Source organism: Alteromonas aquimaris (assembly GCF_026183695.1).
Classification (GTDB): domain Bacteria; phylum Pseudomonadota; class Gammaproteobacteria; order Enterobacterales; family Alteromonadaceae; genus Alteromonas; species Alteromonas aquimaris.
In genome coordinates, this window is record NZ_JAPFRD010000009.1 from 308,308 (window position 1) to 332,882 (window position 24,575).

Genomic DNA, 24,575 nt, shown 5'->3' on the forward strand with positions numbered 1-24,575 from the left:
AGCGGTACTCATATCAATTTGAACTTAAATAGACTAAATAGTTTCGACTAAAGAGGATAAACAATGCGAATAAAAACTTGTCAACTCCCCCCTATCTGGTTTATGTTATCGACAGACTTATCAAATTATTTATTTTTATCCATGAATTTTTGCGCAATTAATCATCACCACCATCATATAGCATAACCTTTCGGTTTGTGCTGGAAGGTCTATTGTTTCCTTCCAGCGGCGTAAAAAGCATTCAGTTTATCAAGCCCCTAGAAGGAAACTTCTGGGGGTTTTTGGTTTTGCGCGTCAGGAAACTTTAAAAGAGGATGGCGACAATGAGTGAAAGTGGAAGGTTACGTATTGCAGTGCAAAAGTCAGGGCGTCTAAGCGATGACAGTATTGCGTTACTAAAGGCGATAGGTATTAAGCTTAATATCAGAGATCGCCTGCTAATTGCCCATTCAACCAATCAACCGATAGACCTACTCCGTGTGCGTGATGATGACATTCCTGGGTTAGTGATGGATGGGGTGGTGGATATTGGCTTTATCGGCGAAAACGAATTAGAAGAAAAAATGCTCGAACGCCAGGCCGCTAACAAACCAAGCGAATTTGAAGTACTCAGACGGCTTGACTATGGCGGTTGTCGGCTATCCATTGCAGTGCCCAAAGAGGCCAGTTACACGGGCATAGGCTCTTTAGAAAAAAAACGCGTCGCTACCACATACCCTTATCTACTCGAACGTTACTTTGCGGAACAGAAAGTCAATGCTAAAGCGGTAATGCTCACAGGTTCAGTTGAAGTAGCTCCGCGAGCGGGCGTTGCTGACGCCATTTGTGATCTTGTGTCAACGGGAGCAACACTTGAAGCCAATGGCTTAGTCGAAAAGGATGTGATTTTTCGCTCTAAAGCAGTGTTAATCCAGCGCGCAGACGGTGAACTGAGCGATGCTAAATCAACCTTAATTAACCGTTTAATTCCCCGCATAGACGGTGTGATGCAGGCAAAGGAAAGTAAATACATCATGCTACACGCACCCAAAGCTTATCTTGAACAAGTGAAAAGTCTCCTTCCAGGAGCCGAGAATCCCACGGTCCTGCCGCTTGCAAGCAATGACGACCTGGTGGCTGTGCACGTTGTGAGTTCGGAAAATCTATTCTGGGAAACTATGGAAAAGCTTAAATCGTTAGGCTGCAGTTCCATATTGGTCATGCCAATCGAAAAGATGATGGGATAGGGGTACGTTATGATTGTATGGAATACCCTAACCTACGACCAGCAAAAGCAAGCGCTATCACGTCCGGCGCAGGCATCGGCAGATTCCGTTAAAGAAAAAGTAAGCGAAATTATCCGAGCAGTGAAAGCACGGGGCGATGAAGCAGTACTGGAGTATACGCGTCAGTTCGATTGCCCCTCTCTGACAAGCCTTACTTTATCCACAACACAGTTAGCCGCCCTCGCCCAACAGGTTAATCGTGAAACACGCTTAGCCATCCAGGACGCATACACGAATATAAAGCGTTTCCATTGTGCGCAGGAGCAGCCCTCAGTAGTTGTAGAAACTCGTCCGGGGGTGGTGTGTGAACAACACACCAGTGCTCTTGAATCGGTCGGACTGTATATTCCTGGAGGCAGCGCTCCCCTGCCCTCAACCGTTTTAATGTTAGGCGTGCCTGCGCAGATAGCGGGGTGTGACAACAAAGTGTTATGCACCCCTCCTAATGCCCAGGGCACGATTGCTGCAGAAATTGCCTTTGCTGCCTCACTTTGTGGTATAGAAAAAGTGTACCTGTGCGGTGGCGCTCAGGCTATCGCTGCAATGGCCTTCGGCACCCAAACTATTCCTAAAGTTGATAAAATTTTCGGACCCGGAAACCGTTTTGTTACCGAAGCCAAACAACAGCTGAGTCAACGCACTGATGGCGCTTCGATGGATATGCCGGCCGGTCCGTCAGAAGTACTGGTAATTGCTGATGACCAAGCCAACCCTGAATTTATTGCGGCCGACTTGCTCTCTCAGGCCGAACATGGGGAAGATTCACAAGCGATTCTGGTATGCTCAAGTCAATACGTGATTGAGCAAACCCAGGCAGAGGTCGAAAGACAATTACAAGTACTCGCCAGACAAAATACTGCACGGGCGGCGATGAATAACGCACGATATATTCTCACTGACTCGGTACTGGACGCAGTGAAAGTGAGTAATCTTTATGCACCTGAACACCTCATCGTGCAAACTGATGATGCCCGCGCGCTCCTCCCGCAGATTAAAAACGCAGGATCAATTTTCTTAGGTGCCTGGTCTCCAGAATCAGCAGGCGATTATGCGTCTGGCACCAATCACGTGTTGCCCACTTATGGTTTTTCCCGCACCTGTTCAAGTCTAGGCTTAAGTGACTTCGTAAGACGGTTCACGGTGCAGGAAATTTCGCAACAAGGATTAACACAACTTGCAGAGACTATCTGTGTGTTGGCCGCCGCGGAAGGTCTGGATGCTCACAAACGTGCCGTTTCGATCAGAGTGCAATCGTTGCAAGAGGCAGCTAAATGAACTTACTTATCTCAAAATTATTGAATCCGAGTTTAAAAACGTTGACGCCTTACGAATCTGCACGTCGCTTATTAAGCGGAGGTACCGATTGGTTAAATGCAAACGAATCTCCATTTTGTAATGAAATTCAAGTTGAACTATCCCAATACAACCGCTATCCAGATTGCCAGCCAAAAGAGTTAGTGCAGGCCTACGCTAGCTACGCTCAGGTCGGCAGTGACAACATCCTGGTGACACGCGGAGCGGATGAGGGAATAGAGTTACTCATTCGAACCTTCTGTGAATATAAAAAAGACTCAATATTGATTTGTCCGCCTACTTACGGGATGTATAAAATTAGTGCGCAGACCTGTGGAATTAATACTGTGGAGGTGCCTTTAAGAGAAGATTTTTCGCTTGATGTGGAGGGAATTAAGGCAGTAGACGATGTTAATCTTGTTTTTCTTTGCTCGCCCAATAACCCGACGGGTACCTTGCTCAATGAGGCCGACATCACTGAGGTTTTAAGTCATTTTGCCGATTCAGCATTCGTAGTTCTTGACGAGGCTTATGTAGAATTTTCCACTCAGCAGAACTGGGCAACTATGCTCGAAACCTACCCTAATCTAGTGGTGTTACGAACATTATCTAAAGCGTTCGCGCTGGCAGGCTTGCGCTGCGGATTCACCTTAGCTAATCAGGAAGTTATTCAGTCGCTGTTAAAAACCATAGCACCCTATCCTATTTCTGCGCCTGTAGCACAGCTCGCCCAGCTGGCGCTGACGGAAAATGCTATTACGCAAATGCGAGAGCAGGTTAATTACCTCATGTTAGAACAAACACGGGTAAGACACGCTTTAGCGAACGCCCCGGGTATTACATTGAAGGGCGGCAACGCAGCAAACTTCATTCTCTTTCATTACACCTATCGCACCCAACTAATGCAATATCTGATCGAAAACGGGATGTTAATTCGCGATCAGTCTAAACAATTGGGGCTGGCAGACTGTTTGCGCGTAAGCATAGGTAGTCGCTCTCAAAATGATCGCTTTTTATCTTTACTTAATCACTACTTGACTAAATCTGGAGACGTCTAATGAACCAGCAAGCCATACTTTTCATTGATCGGGATGGTACCTTAGTGGAAGAGCCCCCCATTGATAAGCAATTGGACCGGCTGGACAAACTGGTTTTTGAACCCGACGTGATCCCTGTTTTACTTAGGCTAAAAGAACAGGGTTTTCGGCTGGTGATGGTTAGTAACCAGGATGGTCTCGGTACAGCCAGTTTCCCTCAGGAAGATTTTGATGCCCCGCATAATATGATGATGGCGCTATTTGCAAGCCAAGGTGTCACTTTCGATGAAGTGCTAATTTGCCCTCACTTTGAGCAAGATAACTGTAGTTGCAGAAAACCTCGTCTGGGACTGGTTAAAGACTACTTGCAACAGGGTCGCGTGGATTTTACTCGCTCATTTGTTATCGGTGATCGGGAAACGGACATGCAATTAGCGGCCAATATGGGTATTACGGGGATTCGTTACGATCGTGCAGGTAATCCCTGGTCAGCTATTCAAAACCAACTGCTTGCTACAGAACGTACTGCAAAAGTGCGGCGTACCACCGATGAAACCGATATTTTGGTCGCCGTAAATTTAGATAGTGCCGAGAAGTCCTCGATTGAGACCGGTGTAGGGTTCTTCGATCATATGCTGGACCAAATCGCCACCCACGGGGGCTTTGAACTACAGGTTTCAGTAAAGGGCGATTTACATATTGATGATCATCACAGTGTCGAAGATACCGCTTTGGCGCTGGGTGAAGCATTAAAGAAAGCGCTCGGAAATAAGCGTGGAATAGGTCGGTTTGGTTTCGCGCTTCCTATGGATGAATGTCGTGCAGAGTGCGTGATGGATATTTCTAACCGGCCCTATCTTAAATTTGACGCGACATTCAGCCGCGAGCAAGTAGGTGGAATGGCCACTGAAATGGTACAGCACTTCTTTTACTCACTAGCGCAAAGTATGGGTTTATCTCTTCACTTGAGTACAACAGAAGGAAATGCCCACCACCAGGTAGAAAGCTTGTTTAAAGTATTCGGCCGCGCGTTGCGCCAGGCCATTACCCGACAAGGCAATGAATTACCCAGCAGTAAGGGGGCACTGTGATACAGCAAAAAGTCGTCATTATAAATACTGGTTGTGCCAATATCTCATCTGTACGCATCGCCCTTGAACGACTCGGCAGCAGCGTGTTGATAACCGATGATGCGCGTCTGATCCAACAAGCAGATAAAGTTCTCTTACCTGGGGTGGGAAGTGCTGCTACTGCAATGAAAAGCATTGCTCAAAAAAACTTAATCAAGGTTATTCAGCAACTTTCCCAACCTGTATTGGGGGTTTGTCTGGGAATGCAGCTACTGGTATCGCGCTCTGAAGAAAGTAAAGACGGCTCGGTTTCGTGTTTAGATCTTATCCCTGCCGACGTGGTGCGCATGCAAGTTGGCGCGCTCCGACTTCCTCATATGGGATGGAATACCGTTTCTTCTATTGCGCAAAGTGCGCTATTTAATGGGATCCCCGACCATACCTATTTTTATTTCGTGCATAGTTTTTGTGTCAAACCTTCACCCTATACCCTGGCAAGTTGCACCTATGCACAGCCGTTTTCAGCAGCGCTGAGAAAAGACAATTTCTATGGCGTGCAATTTCATCCTGAACGTTCCGGTGAAGCCGGCGCACAACTACTAAGGAATTTTTTAACCTTATGATTATACCAGCGATTGATTTAATTGATGGAGAAGTGGTTAGACTTTTCCAAGGCGATTATCAGCAAAAAACCGCCTACACCTCCTCCCCTTTAGATGTACTTAATCGCTATGCGGATGAAGGAGCTCAATGGTTACACATTGTCGATCTGACTGGCGCGAAAGATACAAGCAAACGTCAGCTCTCTTTGCTTAGTAAGCTGACTGCTGCAAAGCGTATGAAGTTTCAGGCGGGTGGTGGCATCAGAACCGAGCAGGACATTGAGCAGTTAATCCAAAGCGGTGTAGATCGAGTGGTGATTGGCTCGTTGGCCGTCAAGCAACCTGATCTGGTAAAGAGCTGGCTGCGGCGCTACGGCTCGGAGCAAATTGTACTGGCACTTGATATCAATATTGACGATTCAGATCAAAAATGGCTGGCAGTTAACGGCTGGGAGCAAAATTCAGGGGTACAACTGGAACCATTGTTAGAGGGTTATCTGGAGGCAGGGATTAAACATGTGTTATGCACAGATATCAGTCGCGACGGCACGCTGGCTGGTTCCAACGTTAAACTTTATACACAATTATCACGGCAATACCCCACCATCGAGTGGCAAGCATCGGGCGGTATTGGCTCCTTGCAAGATATACAGGCATTAAAACCAGTAGATGTTGGCGGTGTAATTTTGGGTAAAGCATTGTTAGAAGGAAAGTTTTCAGTAAAGGAGGCTATTGCATGTTGGCAAAACGCATCATCCCCTGCTTAGATGTCCGTGAAGGTAAAGTAGTAAAAGGCGTGCAGTTTCGGAATCATGAAATTATCGGCGACATTGTCCCGCTGGCCGAGCGGTATGCATCAGCTGGTGCAGACGAACTGGTGTTTTATGACATCACAGCGAGCTCTGATGCGCGAACGGTAGACAAAAGCTGGGTAAAACGTATAGCCGAGGTGATAGATATACCGTTTTGCGTAGCCGGGGGCATAAAGTCAGTAAAAGATGCTGCTCATATTCTGGAAATGGGCGCTGACAAAATTTCAATTAACTCGCCTGCGCTACTCAATCCCGGGTTGATAAACCAGCTGCATGATGAGTTTGGCCAGCAATGTGTAGTGATTGGCATTGATAGCTTCTTTAACGAGGAAACAAATACGTATTCTGTCTATAAGTTTACTGGTGACGAAACGCGCACGCAGCAAACCCTTTGGAAAACTTTAGATTGGGTTCAGGAAGTACAGCAACGGGGAGCCGGTGAAATTGTATTAAACTGCATGAATCAGGATGGCGTTCGCCAAGGATATGATATTTCGCAATTAAAAGCTGTTCGTAATGTGTGCACTTTACCGTTGATTGCCTCAGGCGGCGCCGGCGAAATTCAACATTTTAAAGATGTGTTTACACAGGCAGATGTTGATGGGGCCTTGGCTGCTTCTGTTTTTCACAAAGGCCTCATTCAGATAAACAATTTAAAACAGACCTTATCCGAAGCAGGCATTACGATGCGTGCCCCCTTCCTAAAAAAGGATTGCTAGATGAAACTTAGTACTAACAATATTGATAAACTAGCCTGGGAGAAAATGAATGGATTGCTGCCAGCTATTGTACAAAACGCGAATTCTGCACAAATACTTATGCAGGGTTACATGAATGTGGAGGCGTTACAGCAGACACTTACAACAGGTAAGGTAACCTTTTTTAGTCGCGCAAAAAAACGTCTTTGGATGAAAGGAGAGAGCTCCGGACACACACTTGAACTTGTCGAAGCCACGTCTGATTGCGATGATGATGCCATATTAATATTGGCCAAGCCCAATGGACCGACCTGTCATACGGGAACCGTAAGCTGTTGGTACGATAGCCCCCTTGCAGATGTCACTTTTTTATCGGCTTTAGAGGAGCTTATTGCTTCCCGTAAGTCCGATGCGCCAGAGTCAAGCTACACAGCTTCTCTATACCAGCAAGGCATCAAGCAAATTGCACAAAAAGTAGGAGAAGAAGGGGTTGAGACAGCTCTGGCGGCAGTAGCCGGTGATACCGCCGAATTGAAAAATGAGGCAGCGGATTTACTGTATCACCTGATGGTATTACTGCAAGCATCAGATACATCTATGGCTGAGGTTATCACAGTGTTGAAAGGAAGGCATACAGGTGCACATGCCAGCTGATTGCCCCTTGATCGTCTGATTCTTACATGTTATCGCAAAATAATGGTTTTCATTATTTTGCGACCTTACATATAGTAAAGATCATTCAAGTAAAAGGAACAAAGCATGTCGACAGTGAAGAAGTTATGGCAAGCCAACTGGTCATTTATTCTGTTTATAGGATTGATGTTGGTTTTCAGAAGCAGTATCGCCGACTGGTATCACGTCCCTTCAGCTTCAATGGAGCCGAACTTAATAGGTGGAGACCGCATATTTGTCAACAAAACCGCTTATGCACTAGAAGTGCCCTTCACCGATATAAAGCTTTTTTCAACAGGTCACGTTAATCGTGGCGACATTGTTACCATCAATAGCTCAGCGGCTGACGAACACTTGGTAAAACGGGTCATCGGCTTACCCGGTGATAATATCGCGATGGTAGATAACCGATTGTTTATAAATGACTCACCTGTTAAATACCAGCTCATCACTCAGTCTCTTCGCAACGAAGCGTTGGAAGAGACATTTTATACCGTGCAAATAACGCAACAGTCTCATCCGTTATCTTCATTTGGTCCAATCACTGTGCCTGCTGGACACGTTTTGGTGTTAGGGGATAATCGGAACCACAGCGCCGATTCGCGTGTATATGGCTTTATTCCAATTGCTGAACTTCAGGGTAAAGCATTAAAAATAGTGGCCTCATTCGACAAAACGAAATACTGGCTACCCCGTTCTGACCGCTGGTTTAAGCCCTTAACGTAGTTCTTATTCGTCTTGTAAAAGAAAGACTGGACCACTGCCTTTTTTTGCAGCTTCATCGTGTGGGTTATACAACGGGCACCGTTGCATTGATAAGCAACCACAGCCAATACAACCGGTAAGTGAATCACGAAGTTTTTGCAACAGGGCGATTCGCTGGTCAAGTTGCTGTTGCCAGTGAGAGGCCAAGCGTTCCCATTGGGCATGGCTAGGAGCGCCATATTTCGGCAGCGACTCAAACACAGATTTTACTTCTTCCAGCGATATACCAAGTTGCTGTGCTACCTTGATCAGGCTGACCCGACGAATTATATCTCGCCCATAACGACGCTGATTTCCCGTATTTCGTGCGCTACTGATCAAGCCCTTGCGTTCATAAAAGTGCAATGCAGAGACATTTACCCCACATCGTTTTGCTACTTCCCCTACTGACAAATTTTCCATAAACAAAACCTTGACCTAAACATTAGTTGAGGTTTTAGCATGCTTTTGCACTTTATAAAAGTCAAGACAATAGAAAGCAAAACATACAACTTAAGGAGTTCAATTATGGACGTTACTCATCCAGGATTTGATAGCAAACAGTCTTCAGTCAGCTTTAAAAAAGCGTACCCCACCTGGCAAAGAAGAGTATTTAAACTTTTCATAGCAACCATGACATTTAAATAATAAAAATTAATGACTACCAGCCATTGACGCGCTGCCATGTCGCCTCAATGGTGTGGTCGTCAGACGTGACATAATAGTGGGCATACTGCGCCCCCGTCGAACAGGCATGTATTGGCAGAATTCGTATTATATCGCCGAATTGAAAGACCCTCTGGGGATCAATACCTTCTTTGTGTCTGATGATGCCATGTTCTTGATTAGTAGACTCTACAACCCATCCCGGCATTAACGCGCCATGGCTGTCGCATACCAGACCGTAGCCACAATCATGGGGGTGGTCGTGGGTACCTGTATCTCTGGATAGGGCCATCCAACCGGCATCCACCAATAACCCTTTACCGTCGCAATGAAAACCAATAACTGTGGTCAATACACTCATGGCAATATCGTCATATGTGCACAGGTTTAAACCGGCCATCACACAATCAAACGTAGCGTATACGCCTGCACGTAATTCGGTAATACCCACAGGACAAATAGGAGCAAATACAGTAGGGGTCGAGCCTACCGACACCATTGCACACTTAATGCCCTGATCCTGCAAACGTTCGGCAGCGAAAGTCACTGCTTCGCACTCTGCTCTTGCTATTTGGCATTGTTGCGCTGTGGTGAATGCCCCATAGGAGGCACCAGCGTGGGTTACTAAACCTTCAAAATGCAGGTATTGTGAAGCAGCAATTTCGTTGGCAATATCTACTAACTCGGGAGAATCCGGTTTAACTCCTGCGCGATGGCCATCCGAATCGATTTCGATGGCCACAGGCATAGTATGCTTAATTTGCTGAGAAGATGAAGATAACGCTTTTATCGCGGCCAACGAATCCACCACCACGGTGAGTTTCACCCCTTTCTGTAATAGCGCATCCACCGTTGGGACTTTATTCGGAGTGAGGGTAACAGCGTATAGAATATCTGTGTATCCGGCTTCGGCAAAATACTTCGCTTCCGCTAATGTTGATACCGTAATGGGCATTGGTAAGGGTGCATATATACTTGCCGCTTCAACACTTTTTAACGTCTTCACATGTGGTCGAAGGGCAACCTGCTGCCGTTCGCCGATATCGAAGAAACGCCTTGCATTCTTTTTAAGTTTTTCCTGATTGATTATACAAGCAGGAGTAATGACGTCGCTTAACGATTTCATTACACAACTAAAAAATGAAGTTCAAACAGATTGGTCGCAGCCAGGATCAACATAGATAAAAATGTCATGATCATACCCACAAAGCGCTGCCAGCTGGCGCCGTCATGATGACGTAAACCATATGCGTGCAAAACACGACCAAAAAGTAATGCGTTTGCACCAAGATGCATTACCCCGTCCCAATGACTGATACTTTCCAGGCACGCTAACATGATGAGTGTGATGGGTACATATTCATTGAAGTTAGCATGAACCCGCGAAATTCGCATCAAATCGTGATTTCCGCCATCACCTATACCAATCTGTGCTTTGCGCCTTATTGCGATAACAGCCAGAGAAAGATACAAGTAACAAAGCCCCAGTAAGCTCGCGTAAAAAGCAGTGATCGGTAAACTCATTGGCACGTCCCCCAGTGCACGATTTCTTTACTATTAAACGTAGTTTTCACTACCTTGGCAGTCAATGAAGTATAAAAGACGTAAAAAAAGCCGCATCAGCGGCTTCTTTATACATGTCAGGCTGTTAATTCAGCAGCTAGTTTTTCTTTTACTTCGGCGACAGGTTTGGTGCCGTCAATCTTATGATAGGCGCAATTTCCAGATTGTGCTTCATTTTGGTAATAACCAATCAAAGGCTCAGTCTGCTCATGGTATACACCTAAACGTTTGCGCACAGTGTCTTCTTGATCATCATCTCGAACAATCAAATCCTCGCCTGTCACATCGTCTTTACCTTCGTTTTGAGGCGGATTAAATATCACATGATATACACGCCCCGATGCAGGGTGCACACGGCGGCCAGCCATCCGTTCGACAATAACATCGTCAGGCACATCAAATTCGATAACATGATCGATAGCGATACCCGCTTCTTTCATCGCGTCTGCCTGCGGAATAGTACGCGGAAAGCCATCCAGAAGAAATCCCTCTTTACAGTCTTCCTGAGCAATGCGCTCTTTTACTAAACCAATAATGATGTCATCGGAAACTAATTTGCCTTCATCCATTACCTGTTTGGCTTTCATCCCCAGTTCAGTGCCAGCTTTGATAGCAGTACGAAGCATATCGCCGGTTGAAATTTGCGGAATACCAAACTTGTTCATTAAAAACTGTGCTTGCGTTCCTTTTCCGGCTCCTGGTGCGCCGAGAAGTATCATTCGCATGAGTGCATTCTCCACTTTAAATATTTCTGTCGGCACTTTACACACTCCGCGCAAATGTGACAAGCGAAAGAAAGATATTTCCCACCCCAAACTAAACCATGCCTTGGCTTAAAAAAATATGGTTTTATACCGTAAAAATAAAAATGGGCCAAAGAGGCCCATTTCACACAGTTAAACCATCGTCTTTTTGCTTATTTAGCCAAGTTGATTAACAAACTGTTCAAATTACGCACAAAGCTCGAGGGGTCTTTTAAACTTCCTTGCTCAGATAAGGCTGCTTGATCAAACAGCACTTCTACCCACTGCTTGAACATTTCTTCATCTTGCAGTTCAGAAAGCATTTTGACTAACTGATGTTCAGGATTAAGCTCAAAGTGATACTTAACATCTGGCACCTGTTGCCCTGCAGCCTGCATTAGTTTTACCATTTGCGTACTCATACCATGCTCATCAGCAACGATACATGCCGGAGAGTCGGTTAAACGGTGAGTAAATTTCACGTCCTCAACGCGCTCACCTAATGCCGTTTTGGCGCGCTCTAAAACTCCCTCGACTTCTTTTTCCGCTTCTTCCTGTGCCTTTTTGGTGTCTTCATCTTCCAAGTCACCTAAATCTAAATTGCCTTTAGAAATAGACTGGAACGATTTTTCCTTATATTCGGTAAGGTGCGACATCAACCATTCATCGATTCGCTCACCCAACAGAAGCACTTCTATACCTTTTTTGCGGAAAATCTCAAGATGCGGACTCGTTTTGGCAGCTTGATAGCTATCCGCGGTCACATAATAGATTTTTTCCTGTCCCTCTTTCATGCGACCGATGTAATCATCTAAAGAAACCGTTTGTGCGTCAGAATCGTTATGTGAAGAGGCAAAGCGCAATAGGCCAGCAATCTTTTCACGATTACTGAAATCTTCCGCGGGGCCTTCCTTCAGTACGTTACCAAATTCATTCCAAAATTTCTGATACTGCTCTGCGTCATTTTTCGCCATTTTTTCAAGCATTTGCAGAACACGTTTGGTGCAGCCCTGACGAAGAGCCTGGGTAATTTTGTTATCCTGCAGAATTTCGCGCGAAACATTCAGTGGAAGGTCGTTTGAATCGAGTAACCCCTTCACGAAACGTAAGTAGGTTGGCATGAATTGTTCCGCATCATCCATGATAAATACGCGCTGAACGTAAAGTTTAAGACCATGGCTTTGTTCACGATTCCATAAATCAAAAGGCGCTTTACTTGGAATATAAAGTAAGCTGGTGTATTCAGTTTTACCTTCAACCTTGTTATGGGCCCATGTCAGCGGATCGGCAAAATCATGAGAAACATGCTTGTAGAACTCTTTGTACTCTTCATCCGATATCTCTGACTTATCACGCGTCCACAGCGCTGTAGCTTTGTTGACGCTTTCCCATTGACCAGGCTCAGCGGCGATTTTCTCACCATCAGGACCGTCACGTTCAGGCACTTCATCTTTCCACATTTGTACTGGAATACTAATGTGATCAGAATATTTGCTTACGATTGAACGCAAACGCCAAGTATCTGCAAATTCTTTTTCATCTTCACGAAGGTGAAGCGTAATTTCTGTTCCGCGTCCAGGTTTGTTGATATCGGCAACAGTGAACTCACCTTCACCATTAGAAATCCATTCAACACCTTGGTCGGCACTTTCGCCCGCAGCGCGCGTACGGACCGTCACCTTATCGGCGACAATAAAGGCAGAATAAAAACCAACGCCAAACTGGCCGATTAATTGAGAGTCTTTCGCCGAATCACCCGATAATTTACTAAAGAAATCTTTAGTACCAGATTTGGCAATCGTCCCAAGATTGGTAATGACCTCATCACGCGTCATTCCAATACCATTGTCGGCAATAGTGATTGTACTGGCCTCTTTGTCGACGCTGATTTTTACGTTTAGTTCACCGTCATCTTCATATAACGCATCATTCTCCAACGCCTTAAAACGAAGCTTGTCTGCAGCGTCAGCAGCATTCGATACGAGTTCTCGAAGAAAAATTTCCTTGTTCGAGTACAAGGAATGGATCATTAAATTGAGAAGTTGTTTAACTTCGGTTTGGAAACCGTGGGTTTCTTGATGGGCTGCTTCAGCCATAAACCAGATTCTCCTAGCTAAATGGAAATACATTCAAACAGGGAAGTAGGGACTGAAGTGCTAAATTTCAATGCTTAGAATGAAATTTTTATATAGTACGGCGTCCTGAGAAAGCATGGGTAAGCGTATTCCCATCAATATATTCAAGCTCACCGCCAACAGGTACGCCATGAGCGATACGGCTTGCTTTAACGGCATATTTAGCACATAACTGACCGATATAGTGCGCCGTTGCTTCGCCCTCTACGGTAGGGTTGGTGGCAAGAATTACTTCCTCTATAGGTTTTTCTTTAAGCTGAGATTCCAGAATAGTGAGCCCGATTTCTTCCGGCCCAATGCCATCAATAGGCGAAAGATGCCCCATGAGCACAAAATAAGTCCCGTCGAATGCCATAGTCTGTTCCACAGCCAACACATCTTGAGGGCTTTCCACGATACATAAAACTTTAGATTGACTACGCTGCGGATGAGCGCAAATGTCGCATAATTCTTTTTCAGTAAACGTTCGACACTGGCGACAATGGCGAATATGCTCCATAGCATTATGCAAAACTGCGCTTAGTTTTAATGCACCCTGACGGTTTCGTTCAAGCAGGTGAAATGCCATTCGTTGAGCACTTTTTTTGCCGACTCCAGGAAGACAGGTAAGCGAGTCAATTAACTCGCTTAATAAAGGACTGAACTTCATCGATTAAAACGGCATTTTGAAGCCAGGCGGCATTTGCATACCCCCCGTTACCGAACCCATTTTTTCTTTACTGGTTTCCTGGATACGACGAACACCGTCATTAAATGCGGCAGCGATTAAATCTTCCAACATTTCCTTATCGTCTTCCATAAGACTGGGATCAATTTCTACACGACGCACGTTGTGATTACAGGTGACGGTCACTTTAACCATTCCTGCACCCGCTTCGCCGGTTACTTCGATATTTGCCAGCTCTTCTTGGGCTTTTTGCATGCGCTCTTGCATCTGTTGCGCCTGCTTCATGATATTTCCCATTCCACCTTTAAACATAATCTCACCTGTTAAACTAATAATAATGATGTGATGCTAACGAGCTTTGATTGATTCGGGGACCACTCTCCCTGAAAACGTCTCAAGCAAAGTCAAGATAGCTTCATCTTTTTCAAAAACTGCTTCAGCGTGGGCCTGCCTCATAGCATTGACCTCTTGCTGGATAGAAAACGGAGTTTTACCGGGCTTACCCGTTTTTACCACTAATTCCACTGTTTCATTGAGTACTTCTCGAAGTGCTTGCTGTAAATGTACCGTGGAGCTCTCGTTTATTAAATGCGCCTGACTCTCATCAATTTCAAGGATGACTGTATTGCCTTGTCGATCAAATGACGCATGCAGAGCCAATTGCTTTAAAAGCCCGGCTATGCCCATCTGTTCGACCTTGGCACTCCAACGGTCAATTTGACTAGCGTGCAGTAACTTTTCGCCGCTGTTCAAATAAGCGGTTAATGTTCCCTGATAGTCAACTGGTCTATCCTTTTCCAGATCCGCCTCCTCCTGGGGAGTCGATAATGCTTCGAGTTCCTGTTCTACTGCCACAGGCTCTTCTGCTTGAGCCTGAGCTGATATACTATCAGTTTGCCACGGAGGAAGGTCAGCCCCAGCTAGTTCTGGCGCATTGTCGACGGAATCTGGCGGCGATGAGGCATCATCAGGGATTAACGCATCCTTGTTAGCGCGTTCGTTGTCTGTAGCACTTCTCAATTGACTCAGACTGGCAACCGGCGTTGCCGCCTCAGACTTTTTTACCTCGGCAGAGTTCTCCTCTTCCGCATTTGCTTTCAGGCGTTTTCTGAGTGCAAGCATTTCTTCCACCGAAGACAGTGGGCTTTGCGACGAGGCGCTTGCCTTTGGTGTTTCCCGTTCATCTGTAGATTCCTGCGGTGCAGGATTCTCACTCATACTTTGTGCGGGGAAATAATCCTCTTCTGCTGGATAACGTGTATTTTCCACCTCGGGTGCAGACTCAACTTGGACAAATGAATTATCGCGAAGCTGGGCAGCCTGTTCTTCAATTTCATGTACCTGTTGATGCAGCGTTTCTGTTTCATCGGCAGACGATGAGACCGAATCCTGTTGAATTGCAGATTGGCCGGCATGAGCATCCAATTGTTCAGCTTGTTGCAAGTGCGGTTCAATCGCTGTCTGAGGTGTGGCCTCTTCAATGATTAACTGGGTATTCTTGACATTCGCTTTGGGGGAAAATGACATCATTCGCAGCACTGTCATTTCCAAACCACTTCGACCGTCTATCGCATAAGGTAAATCTTTTTTGCCTTGCAGCGTTATTTGATACATCAATTGTACAACCTCTGGAGCGAGGTCTTTCGCCAACTGATAAATTGTTTTAGCTGACGTCGTTTCAAGCTTACAAGCTTCGGGAACCCATTGAGTTAAGGCGATCTGATGAATTAAGCTGCTAAGCTCTGATAAAATTTGATTATAATCGGGTGCATGGCTCGACATGTTTTCAACAATAGCTAATACATCTTCAGCTTTTTTGCTGGTAATAGCTAAAAGCAATTTCAACACTTGATTCCGATCCATCAACCCCAGCATGTCGGTAACCACTGCTGTTGTCACCGTATTATCACCCTGCGCAATAGCCTGATCAGTTAAGCTCAGTGCGTCACGCATGCTGCCTTGGGCAGCTCTGGCAAGTAGCCCTAGTGCACTATTTTCAAAGGGGACCGCTTCTTGTTGAAGAATATGCTGCAACTGGCCGCTAATTTGCTCCCGGGACAGTGCCTTTAGATTAAACTGTAAACACCGCGATAATATTGTAATTGGCAGCTTTTGCGGATCGGTTGTAGCCAATAAAAATTTGACATGCGGGGGCGGCTCTTCAAGAGTTTTTAGCAATGCATTAAAACTGTGCTTTGACAGCATATGCACTTCGTCGATGAGATAAACTTTGAAACGTCCCCTGGTGGGTTTGTATTGAACGTTATCGAGAAGTTCTCGGGTATCTTCTACTTTTGTTCGAGATGCAGCATCAATCTCAAGAAGATCAACATAGTTGCCTTGTTCAATTTCCACACACGTGGGGCATTGCCCACAAGGATTGGCACCTTGCCCTTCTTCGCAATTTAAACTCTTAGAGAAGATTCTGGCGATAGTCGTTTTACCTACACCCCGAGTTCCAGTAAAAAGATAAGCGTGATGCAACCGATCATTGTCGAGCGCATTAATGATGGCAGTTTTTACATGTTCCTGCCCAACTAACTCACTGAATTTACCGGGACGCCATTTTCGCGCCAGAACCTGATAACTCATAGACTCTTGCTACCTTTAGTCGCCATCAAACTCACATATGGTGAATGGCGTGATACCCGTTTCATTAAGCTTCTCGTAGCCGCCTAAATCGGGTAAGCCAATTACGAAACCGGCATGTTCAACAATGCCACCCAATCTTCGAATGAGATTTGCCGACGCTGTCATAGTTCCACCAGTGGCGAGCAGATCATCAATCAATAAAACTCTTTCTCCTGGTTTAACCGCATCTTTATGGATCTCTAATGTATCCATTCCATACTCAAGTTCATAGCTTTCGCTTACCACTTCTCTTGGCAGTTTATTTGGTTTGCGTACCGGTATGAAGCCAATTTCCATGGCCAGTGCTAAAGGAGCTCCGAATAAAAAACCCCGCGCTTCGGTTCCAGCGACTTTGTCAAAACCCATGCCACTGAAATTTTCTTTTAATAATTGGATACAAGCATGAAACGCGTCGTGATCTTCAAGAACACTGGTTACATCCCTGAACATAATGCCTGCTTTGGGATAATCAGGCACAGTCTTAACGACTGATTTAATGTATTCAGCTGTCACAATAAAACCTATTACTTTTTACTAATTTTTCTTATTAAAACCAGAAAGTGAACCAGCCGGTAATGATATGCATTAAAGGAAGCGCCACTAGCACGGCAATAATGGCGAAGAAGTACCACCAGTTGAAGGGTTCATTAAACTCTATATTATCAGCCATGTGATTTACTCAAAATTTGACAAAACAAAAGACGGTAAATGGTAATCGAAACCCTCGAAGAATGACAGTCCTTCTCTTAAAGATCGCGTTTTTTTGATGGGTTTTGCAGCGCAAACTTAAATTTAAGAAAATCAAGCTGGAAGTAATATATCTTTTTTTAACATCTCTGCAATGGTAGCACCAAGGTTGGTTTTAATCGTATCCGGATTCAAGGTTGGCATTGCTTCAACCGCTAGCGTTGTTATTTGTGTGAAATTCAGCCCCCCGCTATTTTCCTCTAAAAGAGCCAGCACAAATGCGGTTGCAGGTGTAAGCTTACTAAATTGAACTTCGTTATTTCTGTCACGATAAACCGCGAAGTGATTATTCTCTGAAGGTTCTTGCGGAAGATAAGACGGCGATATTTGATGTACAGGATAGGGATAAGAAACGATGTCAGCCAGAGGAGACAACTTTACGCTATTAACTTTATCAGTATCATTATAGAAGACCACTTCTGCATCGCGAATACTAATGGCTAACTCAAGCCATTCATAATGCGCCAGACTTAAAGTAAAAGGCGGCAGTTGGTATTGTTGGCAGTCAAGCTTATTGAGATACGTGACAAACGCCTCACTTATGGCAACAAAATAAGGGGAGGTACATTTTCCATGCTGAAAAAAATCTCTCACTAAGCTTTGCCACTTATCCTCTTCGACAATACTCCTAAGAACAGGAAAACTGGTTTCTACGAAATTGAGTACGTTGTTAAATAACAGTGATTGATAAATTTCCATGCGGCGGACATAGTCGGGGTCGCCCTTGACCGGTACCCCTGAACGAATGGTGGAAACAAAGTCTCTCTGAATCTGCTGAAACACTTGGCTCATACTCCCCCCGTCTGCTGGCTCAATTCAGCTTTAGAGAGATAACGATTTTGTATTATCTTTATTTTACCGACCTCGGCAAGCAGGTCCACTAAGGGAGGAATATTGAAATCACGCTCGAGTAAGGTGGGAAATACCCCATGTGTTTTATACGCAAAATCTAGTAGCGCCCAGACATCATCAATCACACCGGCACCATGAGTATCAACCTTCAAATCTTCAGCTTCATCAAAATGGCCCGCGATGTGTCCGTACACAATTTTTGCCGATGGCAGTGCCCCAATAAACTGATATGGATCGTACTTGTGATTAATGCTATTAACATACACGTTATTTACATCTAATAGCATTTGGCAATTTGATTCGGCGATCACCGCATTAATGAACTCGAGTTCGGTTAGCTGGTTTTCCGGAGCCAGATAATACGACACATTTTCTAAAACCAATGGCTTATCTAGGACATCCTGAACAATTCTAATCCGCTCAGCGACATGTGTTACAGCTTCCTCCGTAAATGGAATGGGCATTAAATCATAGAGATGACCATCCAGAGAACAGTAACTTAAATGCTCACTGTATAAAGAAATTTCATAGGTATCGAGGAAGTGCTTAACAGATTTGACTAATTCGATATCAAGTGGGTCGGGACTGCCAATCGAAAGTGAAAGACCATGCGTGCTAATAGGGCGTTGCGCGGCACAGTGCTCAAATTGACTTTTAAAACGTCCCCCAATTGGGATCCAATTTTCAGGTGCAACCTCGAAAAAATCTATTTCGGTTGGCAGCTCAGGCAACAACTGATCTAACATTTCACGCCTAAGCCCCAAACCTGCACCTCTAATCTGCGTCACACTTACTCCTTTTTTTATTTTGTATAGGTCAGCTATGCACTACATACTACCGCATTTACCCTCACCGCATTTACCTTCGTGTTTATCTTTACTTTTGTCTTTGTTTTTATGCTTATGCTTGTCGCCACCACATTTTCCTTCACCACACTTACCTTCGTGTTTGGCTTTATCTCCACCACACTTGCCTTCACCGCACTTACCTTCACGTTTGGCTTTATCGCCACCACATTTGCCTTCATGCTTGGCTTTATCACCGCCACACTTACCTTCACCGCACTTACCTTCCGTTGCATCTTGCACATACCCCGAGGATAGTTGCTCAATTCCAAATGGATTTTCACCTGCTACTACCTGACTAGCGCTTAACGTAGTCAGCGCTGCTAACCCAAACGCACCTGCAACAGCTTTCGTACTTTGTTTCATAATCTTTCTCCAAGATAGTTAAACATTAATGTGTCAATCAACAGACCGTGACACTGACCGTTATCTTTCAAAATAATTGAATTTTTATGAACACGCGCAAATATGGGTCAAGTAAACCAAAAAATACGTTGAAATCATTAAATTTTCGACTCCAACTTGCCTAAATTCATCTTATGAATATAGTTTTAAAAAGCTATTCATAAATATGGCATCTATGCTTCTATGCGGCTGACTTAGTACATCTTAGAAGCGACACTCAACTTTTCTAAAGAATGGAATCAGAACCATGAAATTCAAACCAAACATATATTCTATTGGCTTTATTTCCAGTGTACTTTTTTCTTACTCAGCATTTGCTTCGACACACTCCCTAAAAGGAGAGTATAAAGTTGTTTACGGCGGGGTGAAGACGATGGAAGTTTCTAACCCTTTAGCTAATGAGGCTCCAGAACAACTCGGCCGTTATTCCGTGTGGTTGGTTAAAGCTGATTGGGATAGTCTCTCCAGTGAAGAAAAGGTAAAAACGAAATATCTTGTCAAAATGCAAGGTACACTCAGGGGGCAGGTAAACCCGCTAGATTTTACCGCCAGACACACAATGGTCGGTGACAGTAGAAGTTACATTATTCGTAGTGAAGGCGATGTACTATTCCCAATTTCTGGGGATCCCTTCTGCTCTACCGGCGAACCAATGCAAGTAAGAGAACAAGTCAACCTGGTATCGGGATCTGGGACTTATGCGAATCTGACAAGCGGCTCAATTATGTTGGAAGGAATTATAAATAACTGTCCGCATTTAGAAGATTTTGGTAAAAATGATTTTAAGGTCATACCAAGCCAAAGCTCAATAGTATTTGAGTGAATTAACAAAGGCGTTCTGGCGTGGCAGGCTTTATTTTTTTGGGGCACTCTATCGTGTGAGCGATACTAATCTCACATGGGGTTTGGACCCGCACTCGGGTAATGAGCAGTGAGCGTAGCGAACGAGGGGTACCAGTGGCACACCGAGAGTGAAGAACCGGCAGCATGGCTGCGCTTAAAAGCAAAAGGCCCACTCAAATAAGTGGGCATTTCGTTTAATTGGGAGCCCCGTAGCCGGCAAGGGACACACTGCCGTGCGGGTGTACTACTCTCACATGGGGTTTGGACCCGCAGTCGGGTGAAGAGCGCTGATTCGCAGAATCATGGCGAATGCCCGATGGCATTCGACAAACGATGAACGGCACGCCATGGGTGAGCACGGAATTGAGAGAATGAACAATTTCATTCTCGCCGTGTGAACGACCTGAGCTCTGCGAAGGGCTGGACCAGCTTGCTGGGCGTGACTGGACGTAATACCATGGACGGGTTGATACTCTGAATTCTGAGCAGACCACCAAACTTTGCCTGTTACCCGATGGGTTAGGTCTCCCCTATCAGATTAGCACGCAAGTGCTTTTTTAAGTGAAAGGGCTATCCTGACCCTGTTAAGAGTGCGGTGAGTTTTTTCTGGACGTGAAATGCAAAAAAGGGCCATCCTTTCGGATAGTTATCGCTGAGAAACAGGTTCTCTTAGGATGGGAGCCCCGTAGCCAGCAAGAGACGGTTCACTTCGTGACGAGTACTACTCTCACATGGGGTTTGGACCCGCACTCGGGTGATGAGCGGTGAGCGCAGCGAGCGAGGGGTGCCTGTGGCACGCCGAGAGTGAAGAACCGGCAGCATGGATGCTGCCGTGGACATTACACCAGGGACGGGTTGTTACCTGTCTTTCAAGCAGTAGCGCAAGCGTCAACTGTTACCCCATGGGTTAGGTCTTGCTATTAGGGATTGGCACCTTGGCGCTACTCTCACATGGGGTTTGGACCCGCACTCGGGCGGAGGTAGACCGAATGTCCGGTGGACATTCGCAGCTACCGTAGCGGCACGCCATGGGTGAGCACGGAATTGAGAGAATGAACAATTTCATTCTCGCCGTGTGAACGACCTGAGCTCTGCGAAGGGCTGGACCAGCTTGCTGGGCGTGACTGGACAACCTACCAGGGACGGCTTGTTACTCTAAATCTTTGCAGCGAGGGAACCCCAAACTGTTATCCGATGGGTTAGGCTCCCCGTGAATGTCCGCACAGCTTAGCTGCGCTTAAACGAAAAAGCCCACTCAACTGAGTGGGCTTTTTCGTTTAATTGGGAGCCTGGCGGTGTGCTACTCTCACATGGGGGCGGAGGTAGACCGAATGTCCGGTGGACATTCGCAGCTACCGTAGCGGCACGCCATGGATGGCGTGACTGGACAACCTACCAGGGACGGCTTGTTACTCTAAATCTTTGCAGCGAGGGAACCCCAAACTGTTATCCGATGGGTTAGGCTCCCCGTGAATGTCCGCACAGCTTAGCTGCGCTTAAACGCAAAAAGCCCACTCAACTGAGTGGGCTTTTCGTTTAATTGGGAGCCTGGCGGTGTGCTACTCTCACATGGGGAGACCCCACACTACCATCGCCGCTAATGCGTTTCACTTCTGAGTTCGGAATGGGATCAGGTGGTACCGCATCGCTATGGCCGCCAGGCAAAAACCGGTTGTAAACCGCCCTGAACTTGATTCAGGGTCTGCTTACTGTTACTGACTAACTGTCAATAACTTAACAATTCTGGAAAATCTGATATCAATTCAATCAAGAGTAACGCTTTACTCTACTTTAGCTAGTCTTTCACACACAACACTTAATGAGCGATTCATTCTAACGAATGAAGCCATTTAGGCGTTGTATGGTTAAGCCTCTCGGGCAATTAGTACAGGTTAGCTTAACGCCTTACAACGCTTCCACACCCTGCCTATCAACGTCATCGTCTTTAACAACCCTTCCAGGACTTACGTCCAGGGATGACTCATCTTGGGGCCGGCTTCCCGCTTAGATGCTTTCAGCGGTTATCCGTTCCGAACGTAGCTACCGGGCAATGCCTTTGGCAAAACAACCCGAACACCAGCGGTTCGTCCACTCCGGTCCTCTCGTACTAGGAGCAGCTCCCCTCAATCATCCAACGCCCACACCAGATAGGGACCGAACTGTCTCACGACGTTCTAAACCCAGCTCGCGTACCACTTTAAATGGCGAACAGCCATACCCTTGGGACCGACTTCAGCCCCAGGATGTGATGAGCCGACATCGAGGTGCCAAACACCGCCGTCGATATGAACTCTTGGGCGGTATCAGCCTGTTATCCCCGGAGTACCTTTTATCCGTTGAGCGATGGCCCTTCCATACAGAACCACCGGATCACTATGACCTACTTTCGTACCTGCTCGACGTGTCTGTCTCGCAGTTAAGCTAGCTTATGCCATTGCACTAACCTCACGATGTCCGACCGTGATTAGCTAACCTTCGTGCTCCTCCGTTACTATTTGGGAGGAGACCGCCCCAGTCAAACTACCCACCAGACACTGTCCGTAATCCCGATAAGGGACCAACGTTAGAACATCAAACATACCAGGGTGGTATTTCAAGGTCGGCTCCATATGAACTGGCGTCCATACTTCAAAGCCTCCCACCTATCCTACACAAGTAGGTTCAATGTTCAGTGCCAAGCTGTAGTAAAGGTTCACGGGGTCTTTCCGTCTAGGTGCGGGTACACTGCATCTTCACAGCGATTTCAATTTCACTGAGTCTCGGGTGGAGACAGCGTGGCCATGGTTACACCATTCGTGCAGGTCGGAACTTACCCGACAAGGAATTTCGCTACCTTAGGACCGTTATAGTTACGGCCGCCGTTTACCGGGGCTTCGATCAAGAGCTTCGCCTAAGCTAACCCCATCAATTAACCTTCCGGCACCGGGCAGGTGTCACACCCTATACGTCCACTTTCGTGTTTGCAGAGTGCTGTGTTTTTAATAAACAGTCCCAGCCACCTGGTCACTGCGGCCCCCATCTGCTTCCACCGCAAGGGCTTAACAAACAGGGGCGTACCTTCTCCCGAAGTTACGGTACAATTTTGCCGAGTTCCTTCACCCGAGTTCTCTCAAGCGCCTTAGTATTCTCTACCTGACCACCTGTGTCGGTTTGGGGTACGGTTCATATATTCATAAGTTTAGAAGCTTTTCCTGGAAGCAGGGCATCAACAACTTCTGCACCGTAGTGCATCGTCTCGTGTCTCGGAATTATGAAACCGGATTTACCTAATCTCACTTCCTACTCACTTTCACTTGGACAACCAACGCCAAGCTTGCTTAGCCTTCTCCGTCCCTCCATCACTGAATATACAAGTACGGGAATATTAACCCGTTTCCCATCGACTACGCATTTCTGCCTCGCCTTAGGGGCCGACTTACCCTGCCCTGATTAGCATGGGACAGGAAACCTTGGTCTTCCGGCGTGGGGGTTTTTCACCCCCATTATCGTTACTCATGTCAGCATTCGCACTTGTGATACGTCCAGCAAGCTTCTCAACTCACCTTCATCCGCTTACACAACGCTCCCCTACCCAATACGATAAATCGCATTGCCGCAGCTTCGGTATATTGCTTAGCCCCGTTACATCTTCCGCGCAGGCCGACTCGACTAGTGAGCTATTACGCTTTCTTTAAAGGGTGGCTGCTTCTAAGCCAACCTCCTAGCTGTCTGAGCCTTCCCACATCGTTTCCCACTTAGCAATATTTAGGGACCTTAGCTGGCGGTCTGGGTTGTTTCCCTCTTCACGACGGACGTTAGCACCCGCCGTGTGTCTCCCGGATAGTTCTCATTGGTATTCGGAGTTTGCAAAGGGTTGGTAAGTCGGGATGACCCCCTAGCCTTAACAGTGCTCTACCCCCAATGGAATTCGTCCGAGGCTCTACCTAAATAGATTTCGGGGAGAACCAGCTATCTCCCGGTTTGATTGGCCTTTCACCCCCAGCCACAAGTCATCCCCTAACTTTTCAACGTTAGTGGGTTCGGTCCTCCAGTTGATGTTACTCAACCTTCAACCTGCCCATGGCTAGATCACCGGGTTTCGGGTCTATACCTGGCAACTAATTCGCGCAGTTAACACTCGCTTTCGCTACGGCTCCGCTATTCGCTTAACCTTGCTACCAAATATAAGTCGCTGACCCATTATACAAAAGGTACGCAGTCACCCCATCACTAAGCACCCTGCTTGATTGGCGCGGTTTACCGTTGGCTGCTTACGCAGGTCAACGTTACTCGCTTATCAAACTGG

General features: G+C 46.0%; 23 protein-coding genes, 2 rRNA genes and 1 other annotated feature. Of the genes, 10 read left to right on the forward strand and 15 right to left on the reverse strand.

What is annotated here, in order from left to right; all coding sequences use genetic code 11:
* Positions 1 to 161 precede the first annotated feature (161 nt).
* Positions 162 to 287, forward strand: a sequence feature (His leader region).
* Between the two features lie 36 nt (positions 288 to 323).
* The 9 genes from hisG to lepB all read left to right on the forward strand — a co-directional run bounded on the left by hisG (position 324) and on the right by lepB (position 8,175).
* Complete coding sequence (gene hisG / locus OPS25_RS07590; RefSeq protein ID WP_265617068.1) at positions 324 to 1,226, forward strand: ATP phosphoribosyltransferase; 903 nt, start codon at positions 324 to 326, stop codon at positions 1,224 to 1,226.
* A 9-nt stretch (positions 1,227 to 1,235) separates the two neighbouring features.
* On the forward strand, positions 1,236 to 2,540 hold the full coding sequence (gene hisD / locus OPS25_RS07595) for a histidinol dehydrogenase (RefSeq protein ID WP_265617069.1): 1,305 nt from the start codon (positions 1,236 to 1,238) through the stop codon (positions 2,538 to 2,540).
* Positions 2,537 to 3,616, forward strand: a complete 1,080-nt coding sequence (gene hisC / locus OPS25_RS07600) for a histidinol-phosphate transaminase (protein ID WP_265617070.1) — start codon at positions 2,537 to 2,539, stop codon at positions 3,614 to 3,616. The genes hisD and hisC overlap by 4 nt, the downstream gene beginning before the upstream one ends.
* A complete protein-coding gene (gene hisB / locus OPS25_RS07605) occupies positions 3,616 to 4,686 on the forward strand; it encodes a bifunctional histidinol-phosphatase/imidazoleglycerol-phosphate dehydratase HisB (protein WP_265617071.1) in 1,071 nt (356 codons plus the stop codon). Before hisC ends, hisB begins: the two co-directional genes overlap by 1 nt.
* Entirely contained in the window at positions 4,686 to 5,288 is a 603-nt protein-coding gene (gene hisH / locus OPS25_RS07610; RefSeq protein ID WP_407080221.1) for an imidazole glycerol phosphate synthase subunit HisH, read from the forward strand. The genes hisB and hisH overlap by 1 nt, the downstream gene beginning before the upstream one ends.
* Complete coding sequence (gene hisA, locus OPS25_RS07615; RefSeq protein ID WP_265617073.1) at positions 5,285 to 6,034, forward strand: 1-(5-phosphoribosyl)-5-[(5-phosphoribosylamino)methylideneamino]imidazole-4-carboxamide isomerase; 750 nt, start codon at positions 5,285 to 5,287, stop codon at positions 6,032 to 6,034. Before hisH ends, hisA begins: the two co-directional genes overlap by 4 nt.
* Positions 6,004 to 6,798: an imidazole glycerol phosphate synthase subunit HisF gene (gene hisF / locus OPS25_RS07620; RefSeq protein ID WP_265617074.1), complete on the forward strand. Its 795-nt coding sequence runs from the start codon at positions 6,004 to 6,006 to the stop codon at positions 6,796 to 6,798. Before hisA ends, hisF begins: the two co-directional genes overlap by 31 nt.
* Positions 6,799 to 7,431 (forward strand): bifunctional phosphoribosyl-AMP cyclohydrolase/phosphoribosyl-ATP diphosphatase HisIE, encoded by a 633-nt coding sequence (hisIE, locus tag OPS25_RS07625; RefSeq protein WP_265617075.1) that lies wholly within the window; start codon positions 6,799 to 6,801, stop codon positions 7,429 to 7,431.
* A gap of 105 nt (positions 7,432 to 7,536) precedes the next feature.
* Entirely contained in the window at positions 7,537 to 8,175 is a 639-nt protein-coding gene (gene lepB, locus OPS25_RS07630) for a signal peptidase I (protein ID WP_265617076.1), read from the forward strand.
* A gap of 3 nt (positions 8,176 to 8,178) precedes the next feature.
* Here lepB and soxR read toward each other — a convergent pair whose 3' ends face one another.
* The 13 genes from soxR to OPS25_RS07695 form a co-directional block, all read right to left on the reverse strand.
* Positions 8,179 to 8,616 (reverse strand): redox-sensitive transcriptional activator SoxR, encoded by a 438-nt coding sequence (soxR, locus tag OPS25_RS07635; protein ID WP_265617077.1) that lies wholly within the window; start codon positions 8,614 to 8,616, stop codon positions 8,179 to 8,181.
* Positions 8,617 to 8,854: 238 nt separating this feature from the next.
* Complete coding sequence (locus OPS25_RS07640; protein ID WP_265617078.1) at positions 8,855 to 9,985, reverse strand: alanine racemase; 1,131 nt, start codon at positions 9,983 to 9,985, stop codon at positions 8,855 to 8,857.
* Positions 9,985 to 10,383: an MAPEG family protein gene (locus OPS25_RS07645; protein WP_265617079.1), complete on the reverse strand. Its 399-nt coding sequence runs from the start codon at positions 10,381 to 10,383 to the stop codon at positions 9,985 to 9,987. Before OPS25_RS07645 ends, OPS25_RS07640 begins: the two co-directional genes overlap by 1 nt.
* 116 nt (positions 10,384 to 10,499) lie before the next feature.
* Entirely contained in the window at positions 10,500 to 11,147 is a 648-nt protein-coding gene (gene adk / locus OPS25_RS07650; RefSeq protein ID WP_265617080.1) for an adenylate kinase, read from the reverse strand.
* A gap of 191 nt (positions 11,148 to 11,338) precedes the next feature.
* Positions 11,339 to 13,261 (reverse strand): molecular chaperone HtpG, encoded by a 1,923-nt coding sequence (gene htpG / locus OPS25_RS07655; protein ID WP_265617081.1) that lies wholly within the window; start codon positions 13,259 to 13,261, stop codon positions 11,339 to 11,341.
* An 88-nt stretch (positions 13,262 to 13,349) separates the two neighbouring features.
* A complete protein-coding gene (gene recR / locus OPS25_RS07660; protein WP_265617082.1) occupies positions 13,350 to 13,949 on the reverse strand; it encodes a recombination mediator RecR in 600 nt (199 codons plus the stop codon).
* A gap of 3 nt (positions 13,950 to 13,952) precedes the next feature.
* Entirely contained in the window at positions 13,953 to 14,279 is a 327-nt protein-coding gene (locus tag OPS25_RS07665; protein ID WP_265617083.1) for a YbaB/EbfC family nucleoid-associated protein, read from the reverse strand.
* 36 nt (positions 14,280 to 14,315) lie between these two features.
* A complete protein-coding gene (dnaX, locus tag OPS25_RS07670) occupies positions 14,316 to 16,559 on the reverse strand; it encodes a DNA polymerase III subunit gamma/tau (RefSeq protein WP_265617084.1) in 2,244 nt (747 codons plus the stop codon).
* A gap of 15 nt (positions 16,560 to 16,574) precedes the next feature.
* On the reverse strand, positions 16,575 to 17,111 hold the full coding sequence (apt, locus tag OPS25_RS07675) for an adenine phosphoribosyltransferase (protein ID WP_265617085.1): 537 nt from the start codon (positions 17,109 to 17,111) through the stop codon (positions 16,575 to 16,577).
* Between the two features lie 34 nt (positions 17,112 to 17,145).
* Positions 17,146 to 17,268, reverse strand: a complete 123-nt coding sequence (locus OPS25_RS07680; protein ID WP_265617086.1) for a hypothetical protein — start codon at positions 17,266 to 17,268, stop codon at positions 17,146 to 17,148.
* A 131-nt stretch (positions 17,269 to 17,399) separates the two neighbouring features.
* Complete coding sequence (locus tag OPS25_RS07685; protein WP_265617087.1) at positions 17,400 to 18,137, reverse strand: HvfC family RiPP maturation protein; 738 nt, start codon at positions 18,135 to 18,137, stop codon at positions 17,400 to 17,402.
* The gene (locus OPS25_RS07690) at positions 18,134 to 18,985 is read right to left on the reverse strand and encodes an HvfB family MNIO-type RiPP peptide maturase (RefSeq protein ID WP_265617088.1); all 852 of its coding nucleotides are present in this window, start codon (positions 18,983 to 18,985) and stop codon (positions 18,134 to 18,136) included. Before OPS25_RS07690 ends, OPS25_RS07685 begins: the two co-directional genes overlap by 4 nt.
* 39 nt (positions 18,986 to 19,024) lie before the next feature.
* The gene (locus tag OPS25_RS07695; RefSeq protein ID WP_265617089.1) at positions 19,025 to 19,408 is read right to left on the reverse strand and encodes an HvfA family oxazolone/thioamide-modified RiPP metallophore; all 384 of its coding nucleotides are present in this window, start codon (positions 19,406 to 19,408) and stop codon (positions 19,025 to 19,027) included.
* Positions 19,409 to 19,694: 286 nt separating this feature from the next.
* Between OPS25_RS07695 and OPS25_RS07700 the strand changes: the two genes are divergently transcribed.
* Positions 19,695 to 20,270 carry a hypothetical protein gene (locus OPS25_RS07700; protein ID WP_265617090.1) on the forward strand — a complete coding sequence of 192 codons (576 nt, stop codon included), beginning with the start codon at positions 19,695 to 19,697 and terminating at the stop codon, positions 20,268 to 20,270.
* 1,566 nt (positions 20,271 to 21,836) lie between these two features.
* Here OPS25_RS07700 and rrf read toward each other — a convergent pair.
* A 5S ribosomal RNA gene (rrf, locus tag OPS25_RS07705) occupies positions 21,837 to 21,952 on the reverse strand.
* A 199-nt stretch (positions 21,953 to 22,151) separates the two neighbouring features.
* Positions 22,152 to 24,569 (reverse strand): 23S ribosomal RNA (locus OPS25_RS07710).
* Between the last annotated feature and the right edge of the window lie 6 nt (positions 24,570 to 24,575).

What these genes read in the sequence shown, in the direction of transcription:
- hisG (WP_265617068.1), top strand. Translation starts at nt 324, where the DNA reads ATGAGTGAAAGTGGAAGGTTACGTATTGCAGTGCAAAAGTCAGGGCGT.
- hisD (WP_265617069.1), top strand. Translation starts at nt 1,236, where the DNA reads ATGATTGTATGGAATACCCTAACCTACGACCAGCAAAAGCAAGCGCTA.
- hisC (WP_265617070.1), top strand. Translation starts at nt 2,537, where the DNA reads ATGAACTTACTTATCTCAAAATTATTGAATCCGAGTTTAAAAACGTTG.
- hisB (WP_265617071.1), top strand. Translation starts at nt 3,616, where the DNA reads ATGAACCAGCAAGCCATACTTTTCATTGATCGGGATGGTACCTTAGTG.
- hisA (WP_265617073.1), top strand. Translation starts at nt 5,285, where the DNA reads ATGATTATACCAGCGATTGATTTAATTGATGGAGAAGTGGTTAGACTT.
- hisF (WP_265617074.1), top strand. Translation starts at nt 6,004, where the DNA reads ATGTTGGCAAAACGCATCATCCCCTGCTTAGATGTCCGTGAAGGTAAA.
- hisIE (WP_265617075.1), top strand. Translation starts at nt 6,799, where the DNA reads ATGAAACTTAGTACTAACAATATTGATAAACTAGCCTGGGAGAAAATG.
- lepB (WP_265617076.1), top strand. Translation starts at nt 7,537, where the DNA reads ATGTCGACAGTGAAGAAGTTATGGCAAGCCAACTGGTCATTTATTCTG.
- soxR (WP_265617077.1), bottom strand. Translation starts at nt 8,616, where the DNA reads ATGGAAAATTTGTCAGTAGGGGAAGTAGCAAAACGATGTGGGGTAAAT.
- OPS25_RS07640 (WP_265617078.1), bottom strand. Translation starts at nt 9,985, where the DNA reads ATGAAATCGTTAAGCGACGTCATTACTCCTGCTTGTATAATCAATCAG.
- OPS25_RS07645 (WP_265617079.1), bottom strand. Translation starts at nt 10,383, where the DNA reads ATGAGTTTACCGATCACTGCTTTTTACGCGAGCTTACTGGGGCTTTGT.
- adk (WP_265617080.1), bottom strand. Translation starts at nt 11,147, where the DNA reads ATGCGAATGATACTTCTCGGCGCACCAGGAGCCGGAAAAGGAACGCAA.
- htpG (WP_265617081.1), bottom strand. Translation starts at nt 13,261, where the DNA reads ATGGCTGAAGCAGCCCATCAAGAAACCCACGGTTTCCAAACCGAAGTT.
- recR (WP_265617082.1), bottom strand. Translation starts at nt 13,949, where the DNA reads ATGAAGTTCAGTCCTTTATTAAGCGAGTTAATTGACTCGCTTACCTGT.
- OPS25_RS07665 (WP_265617083.1), bottom strand. Translation starts at nt 14,279, where the DNA reads ATGTTTAAAGGTGGAATGGGAAATATCATGAAGCAGGCGCAACAGATG.
- dnaX (WP_265617084.1), bottom strand. Translation starts at nt 16,559, where the DNA reads ATGAGTTATCAGGTTCTGGCGCGAAAATGGCGTCCCGGTAAATTCAGT.
- OPS25_RS07680 (WP_265617086.1), bottom strand. Translation starts at nt 17,268, where the DNA reads ATGGCTGATAATATAGAGTTTAATGAACCCTTCAACTGGTGGTACTTC.
- OPS25_RS07685 (WP_265617087.1), bottom strand. Translation starts at nt 18,137, where the DNA reads ATGAGCCAAGTGTTTCAGCAGATTCAGAGAGACTTTGTTTCCACCATT.
- OPS25_RS07695 (WP_265617089.1), bottom strand. Translation starts at nt 19,408, where the DNA reads ATGAAACAAAGTACGAAAGCTGTTGCAGGTGCGTTTGGGTTAGCAGCG.
- OPS25_RS07700 (WP_265617090.1), top strand. Translation starts at nt 19,695, where the DNA reads ATGAAATTCAAACCAAACATATATTCTATTGGCTTTATTTCCAGTGTA.